We start from the raw sequence: 16,337 nt of genomic DNA, 5'->3' as shown, positions 1-16,337 counted from the left end.
TCATATAACTTTACACTGCCATTGTTAATTTATGGTTAATCAGGTGTGTGCTTAATGAATACTATTGCTTCCGTCCGACTTCCGGAAAATGTGCAGTTGCCGCAATACGACCGCCGACAGTTGCAAACGCGGATCGTCCATTTGGGCTTTGGCGCTTTTCACCGTGCCCACCAGGCGTTACTGACGGACAGGGTTCTGAATTCACACGGCGGAGACTGGGGTATTTGTGAGGTAAGCCTGTTTAGCGGCGATCAACTGATGAGCGACCTGCGCGCGCAAGATCACCTCTATACCGTGCTGGAGAAAGGCGCACACGGCAACCAGGCCATTATTATCGGTGCCGTTAATGAGTGTCTGAACGCAAAACTGGATTCACTCGCCGCGATTATCGAAAAATTTTGTGAGCCGCAGGTGGCGATTGTTTCACTGACGATCACCGAAAAAGGTTACTGCATCGATCCGGCGACCGGCTCTCTTGACGAGACAAACACCCGAATCCTCCACGATATGCAGAACCCGTCCGAACCCCACTCGGCACCGGGTATTCTCGTTGAAGCCCTGCATCGCAGACGTGAACGCGGGCTAAAGCCCTTTACCGTGCTTTCGTGCGATAACATCCCGGACAACGGCCATGTCGTGAAAAACGCCGTGCTGGGCATGGCGGCAAAACGTTCTGCTGAACTTGCAAAATGGATTGCGGAACAAGTCAGTTTTCCCGGCACGATGGTGGACAGAATTGTGCCTGCCGCCACCCCCGAATCTCTGGGCGAAATTACCGACGAACTGGGGGTGCCGGATCCCTGCGCGATCAGTTGTGAGCCCTTCATTCAGTGGGTAATCGAAGATAACTTTGTCGCCGGTCGCCCGCAGTGGGAAGCCGCTGGCGTGCAGATGGTGACGGATGTGTTGCCGTGGGAACAGATGAAATTACGCATGCTGAATGGCAGCCACTCGTTTCTGGCCTATCTCGGTTATCTGGCAGGGTTTCGGCACATTAGCGACTGCATGCAGGACAGCGCATTTCGCGAGGCAGCATACCGTTTGATGATAGAAGAGCAGGCACCGACACTGCGCATCACAAATGTTGATCTTGCGCAGTATGCCGACAGCCTGCTCGAACGCTTTGCTAACCCGGCGCTGAAACACAAGACCTGGCAAATTGCGATGGACGGCAGCCAAAAGTTGCCGCAGCGGATGCTGGAAGGCATTCGCGTGCATTTGGCGCATCAAAGTGACTGGCCGTTACTGGCGCTGGGCATCGCTGGCTGGATGCGTTATGTCAGCGGGGTGGATGATGCAGGAGCGCCAATTGAGGTTCGCGACCCAATAAGCGAAAAGATCCGCGCTCTTGTTGAAAACAGTCACGAGACACAAAGAGTGTCTGCTTTGCTTTCATTGCATGAAATTTTCGCGGCCGACCTCGTGGAAAACCCGCTATTTGTGCAGGCGATTGAACACGCCTGGCAACGTATTGTGCAACAAGGCGCGCATCAGGCCGTCATCGATACGTTAAAAAATTAACAATTTCTGCCATTAACGCGGGTGATGAGTTTCTTCATCCGCTCCCCCTCTTCTCTTTTTCTCTTTTTTTCGCCAGGATGACGGGAAACCGTTATGGTATCGATTCATTCTGGAGTAGATGTGACCAAAACCAACCTCATTATCGGTTTTCTCGGTAGCGGAAAAACCACTTCCATTCTTCATCTCTTAGCGAATAAAGACCCGGCGGAAAAATGGGCTGTGCTGGTCAATGAGTTTGGCGAAGTCGGTATCGACGGCGCCTTGCTCGCCGACAGCGGCGCGCTGTTAAAAGAGATCCCGGGTGGTTGCATGTGTTGTGTTAACGGTCTGCCAATGCAGGTCGGGTTGAATACCCTTCTGCGTCAGGGTAAACCCGACAGATTACTGATTGAACCCACAGGGCTTGGACATCCCAAACAGATTCTGGATCTGCTCACCGCCCCTGTTTATGAACCGTGGATCGATCTTCGCGCCACGCTTTGTGTCCTTGATCCGCGTCTTTTACTGGATGAAAAAAGCGTGGCCAACGAGAACTTTCGCGATCAACTGGCGGCCGCCGATATCATTGTGGCGAATAAGTCCGATCGCGCCACGCCCGAAAGTCAGGCTGCGCTGCACACCTGGTGGCAACACTATGGCGGTCATCGTCAGTTGATCCATACCGAACAGGGGAAAGTAGAGGGCCATTGGCTGGACTTACCCCGGCAAAACCTGGCAGAACTGCCCTCCAGTGCCGCGCACACACACCAGCACGCTGACAAAAAGGGGCTTGCGGCGCTGAGTTTACCGGCGCAACAACGCTGGCGCCGTAGCCTGAACAGCGGTCAGGGTTACCAGGCCTGCGGCTGGATTTTCGATGCGGAAACCGTATTCGACACCATTGGCCTGCTGGAATGGGCTCGCCTGGCGCCTGTTGCGCGCGTCAAAGGCGTAATGCGTATAAAAGAGGGATTAGTGCGCATTAACCGCCAGGGGGATGATCTGCACATTGAGACACAAAATGTCGCGCCGCCAGACAGTCGCATCGAACTTATCACTAACTCGGATACCGACTGGAATGCGCTACAGACAGCATTGTTGAAGCTTCGTTTAGCCGAAAACACGTAAGGTTGCTTCCGATTTTTTAAACGACGAAACGATGATGAAAACCCGGTATCCCCTCATATTCCTGCTGAATCTCGCTGGACTGGCGTTGTTTTTGTCATGGTATCTGCCTGAAAATCACGGGTTCTGGGCCTTCCTCGACGTCGAGGTCTTTCGTTTTTTCAACCACATACTGGGTGAAAACCGTGCATTCCTGTGGGCGGTCGCCATTACCAATAATCGGGCGTTTGACGCCTGTTCGCTGCTGGCGATGGGGTGTCTGATGTTGCACTTTTGGCTAAAAGAGGCACCAGCGGGCCGTCGACATATTGTCATTATGGGCCTGGTAATGCTGTTGACCGCCGTCGTGCTAAATCAACTGGGCCAGGCGCTGATTCCTGTTACACGCGCCAGTCCGACGCTCACGTTTGATAATATCTATCGTGTAAGCGAACTGTTGCATATTCCCACCAAGGATGCCTCCAGAGACAGTTTTCCCGGCGATCATGGAATGATGCTGCTTATTTTTTCCGCATTCATGATGCGATATTTCGGAAAAATCGCAGGCATTACCGCCCTTATTATATTTGTGGTTTTTGCGTTTCCCCGCGTGATGATTGGAGCCCACTGGCTGACGGATATCGTCGTGGGTTCGCTAACGGTGGTACTGATTGGATTACCCTGGTGGTTAATGACGCCTTTAAGTGATCGTGTTATTTACTTATTTGATCACTACCTCCCCGGCGAAAACAAACAAATTTTAAACAAATAACTCACAGTAATTAACATCGACATCAGGGATTGTTCTTATCTCCTGAGAGTGAATCTGGATAATTCATCACTGAAACTATCACTCAACGGGTCATCACATTCCCGTTAAAAATTAATTAATTGCCTATTTTTTACCCCGGCTGTACTTAATTTGTTCAATGCCGATTCTTCACTTTCTGTATCACTTTTTCTTATAAAAAATCACGTAAAATCGCTCGCAATAGCAGGAGTGATCGGGTAATCTCGAACTCGTTTTGCCTCGCCTGGTCATTATTCTCTTTATGAATAAAATTGTGCGTTCCACCACAATTTTGACCTTAAGGAATTGTCTCATCATGCGTAGGTAATTAGTCTCGTCACGTTTGGCATTTTTTATAACGATATTTATCGTTAAGGACTTCAAGGGAAAACAAACAAAATGGTCAGATCTCAACCGATTTTGAGATATATATTGCGGGGAATTCCTGCGATAGCAGTGGCAATTCTGCTTTCTGCATGTACGACAACGAACACCGCGAAGAATATGCATTCTGAGACGCATGCTGTGGGTAATGGAGAAAACTCTTCACTGCAAGCCTCTCAGGATGAATTTGAAAATATGGTTCGTAACCTCGATGTGAAATCGCGGATTATGGATCAGTATGCTGACTGGAAAGGTGTGCGTTACCGCCTTGGCGGCAGCACCAAAAAAGGGATTGATTGTTCCAGCTTTGTACAACGTACATTCCGTGAACAATTTGGTTTAGAGCTTCCACGCTCAACCTACGAGCAACAGGAAACGGGCAAATCCGTTTCGCGCAGCAATCTGCGCACCGGCGATCTGGTGCTGTTCCGGGCAGGTTCGACAGGTCGTCATGTCGGTATTTACATCGGCAACAACCAGTTTGTTCATGCTTCAACCAGCAGTGGCGTGATAATCTCCAGTATGAACGAGCCTTACTGGAAAAAGCGTTACAACGAAGCGCGCCGGGTTCTGAGCCGCAGTTAACCGTTCGTTTGAAAGCTATCCCTTGGCTATCCTGACGAGACATATAAAGAAGCACTGCAGACGCAGTGCTTTTTTTTTCGCGGTAATAATACCCAGCAGAAAAGTATGACTATGACTGGTGTTCCAGGCTATAGTCTTGTAAATCAATCAGTTTAACCTTAAGTGATATGATCGGGTAAACCAGGAAATATGTTCACAAGCAGCGCCTCGTCCGGTAGAAAAATCCTGCTCACCTGTGTAGCGACGGGGATTGTTGTCACATTGCTTATCACTAGTCTGCAGTTTTTAATGTCATGGCACAAACGTGAAGTCAAATACGACACCCTAATTTCAGATGTTCAACACTACCTGGTGGGCTACTTTGCCGACCTCAAAGCTACCACCGATCAGCTCCAGCCGCTGACGTTAAATACCTGTCAGCAAGTCGCTGCTGACCTGACCTCCCGCGCGGCATTTAGCCTTAACGTGCGCGCCTTTTTGCTTATCAAAGATAAAAAAGCATTCTGTTCCTCAGCCACCGGGACGATGGATATGGCGCTGAAAGAACTGGTGCCCGACCTCGACACACGAAAAAAAATCGACATGGCCATATTGCCTGGCACCCCGATGATGCCGGATAAACCCGCAATAGCAATTTGGTACCAGAATCCTTTATTACCGGAAAGCGGGGTATTCACCTCACTCAATATCAATCTGACGCCTTATCTGTTGTACACCTCCAGACAGGAAGATTTTGACGGAATCGCAGTTATTGTGGGTAATACTGTCCTCTCAACGTTTTCTACCCGTCTAATGACATTAAACGAGCTGACGGACACGCCAATACGTGAGGTCGCGGTGGAAGGCGTCCCTCTTAAAATTCGCCTGTATGCGAACAACTGGACCTACACCGACTTGTGGTATGCCTTGATGCTTGGGTGTATGGGGGGAATCGTTGCGGGATTGCTTTGCTACTACATCAACTCTATCCGGATGCGCCCCGGAAAAGAGCTTCTGACGGCCATCAAGCGCAATCAGTTTTATGTGGTTTACCAACCCGTCGTAGAGACGAAAACCTTGAAGATTAGCGGTCTGGAAGTACTCTTACGCTGGCGCCATCCAACAGCCGGTGAAATTCCGCCTGATGTCTTCATCCATTATGCAGAAACGCAACAACTGATTGTGCCGCTGACACAGCACCTGTTCGAGTTGATTGCCCGCGACGCGCCTGCATTGCAAAAAGTGCTCCCCGCCGGCACGAAGTTTGGCATCAATATTGCCCCGGACCATCTGCACAGCGAGAGCTTTAAAGACGATATTCGCCACCTGGACGCATCCTTACCGCCGCATCATTTTCAGATCGTACTGGAAATGACTGAACGCGACATGCTCAAACACCAGGAAGCCACGAAACTGTTTGAATGGCTGCATTCTGCAGGATTCGAAATTGCCATTGATGATTTCGGGACAGGCCATAGCGCGCTGATTTATCTGGAACGTTTCACGCTGGACTACCTGAAAATCGATCGGGGCTTCGTCAATGCCATTGGTACGGAAACCGTCACCTCTCCGGTGCTGGATGCAGTACTGATGCTATCTAAGCGTCTGAATATGCTTACCGTTGCAGAAGGCGTTGAAACCCCTGAACAGGCAAAATGGCTACGCGACCACGGTGTTAATTTCCTCCAGGGATACTGGATAAGTCGGCCTTTACCGCTAGACGATTTCTTACTCTGGCTTGCCAATTCCCATACGCCCAGGTGGTAACAGTAACCTGCTGTGTCGAATGGATTCACAATGCGCACTACGTCACTTATTATTCAGTCATGACGCTTGCCGGGCAGTGGCAGGTGCTGAAAAGAGGAAAGCACGCCTAAATGATGACTCGCGTAATAATGTTGTTTGTCGCCCTGTTGAGTTTCGGTGTTCAGGCTCAGGCCATCAAAGAAAGTTACGCCTTTGCCGTTTTGGGTGAACCAAAATACGCCATCAACTTTGAACACTTTGATTATGTGAATCCTGCCGCACCAAAAGGCGGTCAAATGACGCTCTCTGCCATTGGCACATTTGATAACTTCAATCGTTATTCCATGCGGGGAAACCCCGGCGTTCGCACCGACTCTCTCTATGACACTCTGTTTACCACCTCTGACGACGAACCCGGAAGTTACTACCCGCTGATTGCCGAAAAAGCACGCTACGCGGATGATTATTCATGGGTAGAAATCGCCATTAACCCGCGCGCACGTTTTCATGATGGATCTCCGGTCACTGCCAGCGATGTTGCATTCACCTTCCACAAATTTATGACCGAAGGCGTACCGCAGTTTCGCCTGGTTTACAAAGGAACGACCGTTAAAGCCATAGCGCCCCTCACCGTGCGCATTGAGCTCGCAAAACCCGGCAAAGAAGACATGCTCAGTCTGTTTTCTTTACCCGTCATGCCGGAAAAATTCTGGAAAAATCATAAGCTCAGTGACCCACTCTCTTCCCCTCCGCTTGCCAGCGGTCCCTACCGCATCACTCAGTGGAAAATGGGTCAGTACATTGTCTATTCACGGGTTAAAGATTACTGGGCGGCCAGTCTGCCGGTAAACCGCGGACGCTGGAATCTCGATACCATTCGCTATGACTACTACCTGGATGACAATGTGGCGTTCGAAGCGTTTAAAGCCGGAGCGTTTGATCTGCGGCTGGAAAACGATGCTAAAAACTGGGCAACCCGTTACACCGGTAAAAACTTCGCCAATCATTACATTGTCAAAGAAGAACAGAAAAATGAGTCCGCTCAGGACACGCGCTGGCTGGCTTTTAACATTCAACGCCCGGTGTTTCAGGAAAGGCGAGTACGTGAAGCCATCACCCTCGCCTTTGATTTTGAATGGATGAATAAGGCATTGTTTTATAATTCCTGGAGCCGCACAAGCAGCTATTTCCAGAATACCGAGTATGCCGCCAGCCAGTATCCTGATGCGGATGAGTTAGTCCTGCTCGCCCCGATGAAAAACGATCTTCCGCCGGAGGTTTTCAACCAGATTTACCATCCTCCGGTGTCGCGTGGAGATGGCTACAATCGTGAAAATTTGCTTAAAGCCGGAGAGCTGCTCACTCAGGCGGGATGGATTCTCAAAGGACAACAGCGAATCAGCAGTACGACGGGTAAACCGCTGACGTTTGAACTGCTGCTTCCGGCGGGGGGGAACAACCAGTGGGTTCTGCCCTTCCAGCACAATCTGCAGCGTCTGGGAATTACGATGGCAATCCGCCAGGTCGACAATTCGCAGCTCACCAACCGCATGCGCAGTCGCGACTACGACATGATGCCGAGGCTGTGGCGCGCCATGCCGTGGCCCAGCTCCGATCTACAAATCTCCTGGGCCTCTGAGTATATTGATTCAAGCTATAACTCCCCCGGCGTGCAGAGCCCGGTGATTGATAAGCTGATTGTGCAGATCATTGCCGCTCAGGGTAATAAAACCAAACTGGTTCCGCTGGGACGGGCGCTGGATCGGGTGCTGACATGGAATTACTACATGCTGCCCATGTGGTATATGGCGGAAGACAGGCTGGCCTGGTGGGACAAATTCTCCCATCCGGCCATCCGTCCCATTTACTCCATTGGGCTGGACACCTGGTGGTATGACGTCAATAAGGCCGCGAAACTGCCGGCGGCCAGACGACAAGGAGAATAAATGGGCGCCTATCTGATTCGACGCTTGTTGCTGGTGATCCCCACGCTCTGGGCCATCATTACCATCAACTTTTTTATCGTGCAGATTGCGCCGGGAGGACCGGTTGATCAGGCCATTGCCGCGATTGAATTCGGTCAGTCAGGCGCACTACCCGGCACCGGAGGCGAAGGTTTACGCGCCAGCCACGCGCAGACAGGCGTTGGCAATATCAGCGACAGCCAATACCGTGGTGGTCGCGGGCTTGACCCTGAAGTGATTGCCGAAATTACCCGGCGTTACGGCTTTGATAAACCGCTTCACGAACGTTACTTCACCATGCTGTGGAACTATATTCGCTTTGATTTTGGCGACAGCCTGTTTCGCAGCGCGTCTGTGCTGACACTCATTAAAGACAGCCTGCCCGTTTCCATCACGTTGGGTCTGTGGAGCACGCTAATCATCTACCTGGTATCGATCCCGCTGGGCATCCGTAAAGCGGTCCATAACGGCAGCCGGTTTGATGTATGGAGCAGCGCCTTTATCATTATCGGTTACGCCATCCCGGCATTTCTGTTCGCCATTCTTTTGATTGTGTTCTTTGCCGGCGGCAGCTACTACGACCTCTTTCCGCTGCGGGGGTTGGTCTCCGCCAATTTTGACTCACTGCCCTGGTATCAGAAAATCACTGATTATCTTTGGCATATCGCGTTGCCGGTACTGGCGACCGTGATTGGTGGTTTTGCCGCCCTGACCATGCTCACCAAGAATTCATTTCTCGATGAGGTTCGCAAACAGTATGTGGTCACCGCGCGCGCCAAAGGTGTCAGCGAAAAAAACATTTTGTGGAAGCACGTTTTTCGTAACGCCATGCTACTGGTCATTGCCGGTTTTCCGGCCACCTTTATCAGCATGTTTTTCACCGGCTCACTGCTGATTGAGGTGATGTTCTCATTAAATGGGCTGGGATTACTGGGCTACGAAGCAACCGTATCCCGGGACTATCCGGTGATGTTTGGCACGTTATATATTTTCACCCTGATAGGTTTACTGCTGAACATCCTCAGCGATATCAGCTATACGCTGGTTGATCCACGTATTGATTTTGAGGGACGCTAATGCCGCGATTAAGACCTGTAAACCAGGCCCGCTGGGCGCGTTTTCGCCACAATCGTCGGGGCTACTGGTCACTGTGGATTTTCCTTGTGCTCTTCAGCCTGAGTCTCTGCGCTGAACTCATCGCCAATGATAAACCGCTGTTGATTCGCTATGACGAGAGCTGGTACTTCCCGCTGGTGAAAAATTACAGTGAAAGCGATTTTGGCGGACCGTTTGCGACCCAGGCAGACTATCAAGACCCCTGGCTGCAACAGCAACTTGAGCAACGAGGTTGGGTGCTCTGGGCGCCTGTCAGATTCGGCGCCAACAGCATTAACTTTGCGACCCGACAGCCCTTCCCGTCGCCACCGTCGACGCAAAACTGGCTGGGCACCGACGCCAACGGCGGCGATGTATTGGCGCGGATCCTGTATGGCACGCGTATCTCCATCTTGTTCGGGCTGATGCTCACCCTTTGCTCCAGCATCATGGGGGTTCTGGCTGGTGCCTTACAGGGATATTACGGGGGAAAGGTCGATCTGTGGGGGCAGCGTTTAATCGAAGTCTGGTCCGGAATGCCAACACTGTTTCTGATAATTCTTCTCTCAAGCGTCGTGCAGCCCAATTTTTGGTGGCTACTGGCGATTACGGTGATCTTTGGCTGGATGAGTCTTGTCGGGGTGGTGCGCGCGGAATTTTTGCGCACCCGCAATTTTGACTACATTCGCGCGGCACAGGCGTTAGGCGTCAGCGATCGCAGCATTATTCTGCGCCATATGTTGCCCAACGCGATGGTCGCCACGCTGACCTTTATCCCCTTCATTTTGTGTAGCTCGATTACGACACTGACATCGCTCGATTTTCTGGGGTTTGGTTTACCGCTGGGTTCCCCCTCTCTCGGTGAACTACTCCTGCAAGGCAAAAATAACCTGCAAGCGCCGTGGCTCGGGATCACCGCATTCTTGTCCGTGGCGGTGCTACTGTCACTGCTGATTTTTATTGGCGAAGCCGTGCGCGACGCGTTTGATCCCAACAAGGCGGTATAACATGACGCAACCTCTGTTAGCGATAGAGCGTTTATCGGTCGGTTTTAGCAAACAAGGGATCGTACGCACGGTTGTCAACGATGTCTCTCTGAGCGTTGAGGCAGGCGAAACGCTGGCGCTGGTTGGCGAGTCGGGCTCGGGGAAAAGCGTGACAGCGCTTTCTATTTTACGCCTGCTGCCTTCGCCACCCGCAGTGTACCTTGCTGGCGATATTCGTTTTCATGGCGAGTCGCTGCTGCATGCCAGCGAGCAAACCCTGCGCGGCGTGCGCGGGAATAAGATTGCCATGATTTTCCAGGAACCCATGGTGTCGCTCAATCCGCTGCACTCTCTGGAAAAGCAGCTCTATGAGGTGCTCTCTTTGCACCGGGGTATGCGTCGGGAAGCCGCCAGAGGCGAAATCCTGAGCTGCCTGGATCGCGTCGGTATTCGTCATGCCGCACAGCGACTGGGAGATTATCCGCATCAGCTTTCCGGCGGCGAACGTCAGCGCGTGATGATTGCCATGGCGCTGTTAACACGTCCGGAGCTGCTGATTGCTGATGAGCCGACCACGGCGCTGGACGTCTCGGTACAGGCGCAAATCCTGCAACTGTTACGTGAATTGCAGCGCGAGTTGAATATGGGAATGCTGTTTATTACCCATAATCTGAGCATTGTGAAGAAGCTGGCCGACACCATCGCCGTCATGCAAAACGGCCAATGCGTGGAGCAAAACCGCGCACAGCCGTTGCTTAGTGCCCCTATCCATCCGTACACGCAAAAATTGTTAAACAGCGAGCCCTCTGGCGATCCGGTACCTTTATCCACTCAGCAGGCACCGCTTCTCGAAGTCGATCAACTCCGCGTCGCCTTCCCTATTCGTAAAGGCATCTTAAAACGCATTGTCGATCATAACGAAGTGGTGAAAAACGTCAGTTTCAGTCTGCAGCCCGGCGAAACGTTGGGACTGGTGGGTGAATCCGGCTCAGGTAAAAGTACCACCGGCCTGGCGCTTTTGCGGTTAATCGCCTCGCAAGGCCGTATTGTGTTTGATGGGCAACCGCTGCATAACTTAAACCGCCGCCAGCTTTTACCGGTACGTCACCGTATTCAGGTGGTTTTTCAGGATCCGAACTCTTCCCTGAATCCACGTCTCAGCGTTTTGCAAATTATCGAAGAAGGGTTACGTGTCCACCAGCCCGCGCTTTCAGCACAACAGCGCGAACAGCAGGTCATATCGGTGATGGCGGAGGTCGGTCTGGACGGTGAAACCCGTCATCGCTACCCCGCTGAGTTTTCCGGCGGCCAACGTCAACGAATTGCTATCGCCAGGGCGTTAATTTTAAAGCCCTCGCTGATCATTCTGGACGAGCCCACCTCTTCACTGGATAAAACGGTCCAGGCGCAAATCCTGGCGCTATTGAAATCACTGCAGCAAAAGCATCACCTGGCCTATATTTTCATTAGCCACGACCTGCACGTAGTACGCGCATTGTGCCATCAGGTTATTGTGCTGAGACAAGGAGAAGTTGTAGAGCAAGGGCAGTGCGAGCGGGTATTTACCGCACCGCAGCAAGCGTATACGCGTCAGTTGCTCGCGCTAAGTTGACACTCAAAATGGATTGTTGTTTGAAAAAGGCTCTGCGATGGCAACACCAAAATTTTTCAGGCGACAGGTCGCAGCGAACTCATCCTGACGGTTAACGAACAGGCACGGTTCGCCTTCGCATTCCAGAACAGAACAAGGGACTTCGATATCGCTCAGCGCCTGACTGAGTTTATGCATCACCGGCCACGCGCTGTCGCCATCCGGGCTCAGCAATTTAAGCGCCACCAGGCTGTTTTCAGTGCTCTGGCCATTTTGCGGAATCGGTTCAACTTTCGAACCTGCAAAACCCGCTGACCAACGATAGTTCTGTGGCAAGCGATGAACGATTGAGAGCTGTAATGTATTCACTTTTATTCCCCGGAAGCACAATAACTTCACAATTTATTTACATCCATTTTAACACATCATTGACAACCCGTCCTTAAACAGATCGAAAACGCCGGTATCCACGACTCGTGCGGCTTATACTGCCGATTGTTAAAATATTATTGACCGGTGCGGACAGATTTGCGGGCTATATGTACCCGTTTCTGCGATCTAACTCAACCTTTTTAACTACAATGATGTGACTTTTTACATAAATTGATTTTACATAAAATAAACATCTTTAGGTTGAATGAGCGATTTGAGGTTGATGTACATCAACAAAGGGAGCCCTAAAGCTCCCATGTTGTGCATTTTATCACCTTTTTTTCGGGCGACTCGCGTAGAGGTAGAAGAGGATCGAGCCGGTTGCGCAAAATGCAATCGACCAAATCATCGGCCAGGCCGAGTTAAATGTCGCCAGCGACAGCAGTGCGCCAACAATGGCACCGATACCGAAACGAAAAGTCCCCGCCAGTGAAGAGGCGGTCCCCGCCATGTGGGGGAATTCATCCAGAATGACGGCCATCGCATTGGATGAAACCATCGAAACACATCCCACAAACGCCGCGACTCCCACGACCAGCGCCCAGAAACCGATCCCAAACAGCGCGCTCACAACCAGCCAGCACGCCATGACAAACTGGATCCATAACCCGGTGCGGAACATGTTTAATGCCCCGACCCGGCGCACAAATCGGCTATTAATTATCGTCATCACAAATAAGAACACGATGTTCAGCGCGAAGTAATAGCCAAAATGTTGTGGAGAGACGTGATTTACCTCGATGTAGACAAACGGCCCGGCGCTGAGGAAGGAGAACATCCCTGCAAAGCTAAAGCCGCTGGCCAGCATGTAACTCAGCACCCGTTTATGACGAAACAGCGAGGCAAAGTTCCCTATGGTCGTGCGAAGACGAAACGGCTGACGGCGCTCAACGGGAAGCGTCTCTTTAATCAGCGTGAAGATCATGGCGGATGCCAGAATCGCCGCTACCGCCAGGATCCAGAAGATGTAGTGCCAGCTCAACCACACCAGCACCCACCCGCCGACAATCGGCGCCATCAACGGTGCGATGGTTGTAACCAGCATGACAAACGACATCATGCGCGAGAACTCTTCTTTCGGATAAATGTCGCGCATCAGGGCATTGATCACCACGCTCGCCGCCGCTGCCGCCAGACCGTGGAAGAAACGCATGATAATCAGTTGATCAATGGTTTGCGCCAGCGCGCAGGCCACCGCCGCAGCCGCAAAAATCAGCGTCCCTCCGAGGACCACTGGTTTACGCCCAAGGCTGTCCGCCATTGGGCCGTAGATCAACTGCCCCACCGCGAATCCCAGAATATAAGTACTGAGCGTCATCTGCGCGCTACCGGCTGGCACGCCAAACTGTTCGGAGATCACCGGCAGCGCGGGAAGATACATATCAATCGACAATGGCATCAGCATGGCCAGCAGGCCAAGGATAAAGACAATGGCAAATGATGAGTGCTGTCGGGTGGTCACAAAGAGACTCCTGAATTTAGTTAGCTGGAGGTTAAAACCTGGCCACCAGGTTTAGCCAACGCTGGCTATTTCTGCTTCTGTCAGAGGGCGGTATTCGCCCGGTGCCAGATCAGCATCCAGTACGATCGCGCCGATACGTTCACGGTGCAGTTCCACAACGTGGTTTCCGACAGCGGCAAACATACGTTTTACCTGGTGATAGCGCCCCTCACTGATCGTCAAACGCACCTGCGTTGGCGTGATCACCTCAAGCATCGCAGGTTTAGTGAGATCTTTCTCGTTATGTAGCTGAACGCCTTGTGCAAATTGTGCGGCAGTCTCCTCTGCCACCGGTGATTCCAGCGTCACCAGGTAGGTTTTTTCGCAGTGATGACGCGGAGACGTTATCCGATGCGACCACTGTCCGTCATCTGTCATCAGCACCAGTCCGGTGGTATCAATGTCCAGACGCCCTGCCGCATGCAGCTTATACGCAACCGGTTCATCAAGAAAATAGAGCACGGTCGGGTGATCCGGATCGTCCGTCGAGCAGACATATCCCTGGGGTTTATTAAGCATGAAGTAGCGTGGTCCATTTTGCTGAACCAGCGAATTGCCGTCATATTCTACGGCATGTTCTGGCAGCAGTTTAAACGCACTATTTCTGATGATTTCTCCATCCACAGTAACGCGGTGAGCACGGATTTCGCGCCCGGCAATAGCACGGCTGACGCCGAGTTGCTGAGCGATAAATTTATCAAGTCGCATGAGAGTGATTTTGCCTGTAATAATACGGAAATCGAGCGTTTCGCCCGAGAATTGAAGCCGTTATCTGTTCAGTATAACGGGCTCTATACTTCGCTCAAAGGAAATGATTCATGGCATACTAAACGCGAGATTCATTATCGCAGCGAGACCATGACTTTTACACTTCGTCCTTACCAGCAAGAAGCCGTGGATGCCACGCTCAACCATTTTCGCCACCATCGCTCCCCAGCGGTCATTGTCTTGCCAACCGGCGCAGGTAAAAGCCTGGTGATAGCCGAGCTGGCGCGAGTAGCGCGTGGACGCGTGCTGGTACTGGCGCATGTAAAGGAACTGGTCGCGCAAAACCACGCAAAATATTGTGCGTTGGGTCTGGAGGCAGATATCTTCGCCGCCGGATTAAAACGTAAAGAAAGCCACGGCAAAGTCGTCTTTGGCAGCGTACAGTCGGTCGCCCGCAACCTGGAACATTTTCAGGGTGAATTTTCCCTGCTGATCGTCGATGAATGCCATCGTATTGGCGACGACGACGAAAGTCAGTATCAGCAAATCCTCACCCACCTGAGTCAGGTTAATCCCCATCTTCGCTTGCTCGGTTTGACCGCCACGCCATTTCGCCTGGGCAAAGGCTGGATTTACCGTTTCCATTATCACGGTATGGTACGCGGCAATGAAAACGCCATTTTTCGCGACTGTATTTACGAACTGCCGCTGCGCTACATGATCAAACACGGCTATCTGACGCCGCCAGAGCGTCTGGACATGCCGGTCGTGCAGTATGACTTTAGTCGTTTGCAGCCACAGAGTAATGGCCTCTTTAGTGAAGCCGACCTCAATCAAGAGCTGAAAAAACAGCAGCGAATCACGCCGCATATCATCAGCCAGATAGTTGAGTTCGCCCAGACACGTAAAGGGGTGATGATTTTCGCCGCCACCGTTGAACATGCGAAAGAGATTGTGGGTTTGCTGCCCCGCGATGACGCCGCACTGATCGTTGGCGACACACCGGGCGCTGAACGCGACATGTTGATTGAAGATTTCAAAGCACAGCGCTTTCGGTTTTTGGTCAACGTTGCGGTGTTGACGACCGGTTTTGACGCCCCGCATGTCGATCTCATCGCCATTTTACGCCCCACGGAGTCCATCAGCCTTTACCAGCAAATCGTCGGACGCGGCCTGCGTCTGTCACCCGGGAAAACCGACTGTCTGATCCTCGATTATGCCGGTAACCCTCATGACTTATACGCGCCGGAGGTTGGCGCGCCGAAAGGTAAAAGCGACAACGTGCCCGTGCAGGTCTTCTGCCCTGCCTGCGGCTTTGCCAATACATTCTGGGGCAAAACCACCGCCGACGGCACGCTGATTGAGCACTTTGGCCGTCGTTGCCAGGGATGGTTTGAAGACGATGAGGGTCATCGCGAACAGTGCGATTTTCGCTTTCGCTTTAAAAACTGCCCGCAATGCAACGCGGAAAACGACATTGCGGCACGTCGCTGCCGCGAATGCGATACCGTACTTGTCGATCCGGACGATATGCTGAAAGCGGCGCTAAAACTCAAAAACGCACTGGTGCTCCGCTGTAGCGGCATGGCGATGCAACACGGACAGGATGAAAAAGGCGAATGGCTGAAAATCACCTATTACGATGAGGACGGCGCCGACGTCAGCGAACGCTTTCGTTTGCAGACCCCTGCCCAGCGCACCGCGTTTGAGCAACTGTTTATTCGCCCACACACCCGCACACCAGGCGTTCCGTTACGCTGGATTACCGCCGCAGATATTCTCGTGCAACAACCGCTATTACGGCATCCCGATTTTGTTGTCGCACGCATGAAGGGCCAGTACTGGCAGGTACGTGAAAAGGTCTTCGATTATGAAGGTCGCTTCCGACGGGCACATGAATTACGCGGATAATCGTACTTTTGATTGATGTGACGGGCATTTGAGTATAGAATTCCGCCCGCTTTTGCATACG

Annotated in this window: 13 protein-coding genes; 10 read left to right on the top strand and 3 right to left on the bottom strand. The window is 51.8% G+C overall.

Features of this window, described 5'->3' with window-relative positions:
- The first annotated feature begins 54 nt into the window (after positions 1-54).
- The 9 genes from NNO04_RS08950 to yejF all read left to right on the top strand — a co-directional run bounded on the left by NNO04_RS08950 (position 55) and on the right by yejF (position 11,745).
- The gene (locus NNO04_RS08950; RefSeq protein ID WP_271444353.1) at positions 55-1,521 is read left to right on the top strand and encodes a mannitol dehydrogenase family protein; all 1,467 of its coding nucleotides are present in this window, start codon (positions 55-57) and stop codon (positions 1,519-1,521) included.
- A gap of 120 nt (positions 1,522-1,641) precedes the next feature.
- On the top strand, positions 1,642-2,628 hold the full coding sequence (locus NNO04_RS08945) for a CobW family GTP-binding protein (protein WP_271444352.1): 987 nt from the start codon (positions 1,642-1,644) through the stop codon (positions 2,626-2,628).
- A gap of 34 nt (positions 2,629-2,662) precedes the next feature.
- Entirely contained in the window at positions 2,663-3,376 is a 714-nt protein-coding gene (locus NNO04_RS08940; RefSeq protein WP_271444395.1) for a phosphatase PAP2 family protein, read from the top strand.
- Positions 3,377-3,793: 417 nt separating this feature from the next.
- Positions 3,794-4,363, top strand: coding sequence for a bifunctional murein DD-endopeptidase/murein LD-carboxypeptidase (mepS, locus tag NNO04_RS08935; RefSeq protein ID WP_162379222.1), 570 nt, complete (start codon positions 3,794-3,796; stop codon positions 4,361-4,363).
- Positions 4,364-4,552: 189 nt separating this feature from the next.
- On the top strand, positions 4,553-6,109 hold the full coding sequence (locus NNO04_RS08930) for a cyclic di-GMP phosphodiesterase (protein WP_271444351.1): 1,557 nt from the start codon (positions 4,553-4,555) through the stop codon (positions 6,107-6,109).
- Positions 6,110-6,219: 110 nt separating this feature from the next.
- On the top strand, positions 6,220-8,034 hold the full coding sequence (locus NNO04_RS08925) for an extracellular solute-binding protein (protein ID WP_271444350.1): 1,815 nt from the start codon (positions 6,220-6,222) through the stop codon (positions 8,032-8,034).
- Positions 8,035-9,129, top strand: a complete 1,095-nt coding sequence (locus NNO04_RS08920; protein ID WP_271444349.1) for a microcin C ABC transporter permease YejB — start codon at positions 8,035-8,037, stop codon at positions 9,127-9,129.
- On the top strand, positions 9,129-10,154 hold the full coding sequence (locus tag NNO04_RS08915) for an ABC transporter permease (protein ID WP_271444348.1): 1,026 nt from the start codon (positions 9,129-9,131) through the stop codon (positions 10,152-10,154). Before NNO04_RS08920 ends, NNO04_RS08915 begins: the two co-directional genes overlap by 1 nt.
- Before the next feature lies 1 nt (position 10,155).
- A complete protein-coding gene (gene yejF / locus NNO04_RS08910; RefSeq protein WP_271444347.1) occupies positions 10,156-11,745 on the top strand; it encodes a microcin C ABC transporter ATP-binding protein YejF in 1,590 nt (529 codons plus the stop codon).
- 3 nt (positions 11,746-11,748) lie between these two features.
- Here the strand turns inward: yejF and NNO04_RS08905 are convergent, their stop codons facing one another.
- From NNO04_RS08905 to rsuA, 3 genes are all read right to left on the bottom strand, one after another.
- On the bottom strand, positions 11,749-12,093 hold the full coding sequence (locus NNO04_RS08905) for a YejG family protein (RefSeq protein ID WP_192612826.1): 345 nt from the start codon (positions 12,091-12,093) through the stop codon (positions 11,749-11,751).
- A gap of 334 nt (positions 12,094-12,427) precedes the next feature.
- The gene (locus tag NNO04_RS08900; RefSeq protein WP_271444346.1) at positions 12,428-13,618 is read right to left on the bottom strand and encodes a Bcr/CflA family multidrug efflux MFS transporter; all 1,191 of its coding nucleotides are present in this window, start codon (positions 13,616-13,618) and stop codon (positions 12,428-12,430) included.
- Positions 13,619-13,669: 51 nt separating this feature from the next.
- Positions 13,670-14,365, bottom strand: coding sequence for a 16S rRNA pseudouridine(516) synthase RsuA (gene rsuA / locus NNO04_RS08895; protein ID WP_271444345.1), 696 nt, complete (start codon positions 14,363-14,365; stop codon positions 13,670-13,672).
- Between the two features lie 150 nt (positions 14,366-14,515).
- Here rsuA and NNO04_RS08890 point away from each other — a divergent pair, with 150 nt between their 5' ends.
- Entirely contained in the window at positions 14,516-16,276 is a 1,761-nt protein-coding gene (locus tag NNO04_RS08890; RefSeq protein ID WP_271444344.1) for a DEAD/DEAH box helicase, read from the top strand.
- Positions 16,277-16,337 lie beyond the last annotated feature (61 nt).

Origin of the sequence: Citrobacter sp. Awk 4 (assembly GCF_028069725.1) — a bacterium.
Taxonomy (GTDB): Bacteria; Pseudomonadota; Gammaproteobacteria; order Enterobacterales; family Enterobacteriaceae; genus Citrobacter_D.
This window is presented reverse-complemented; position numbering and strand designations above follow the sequence as displayed.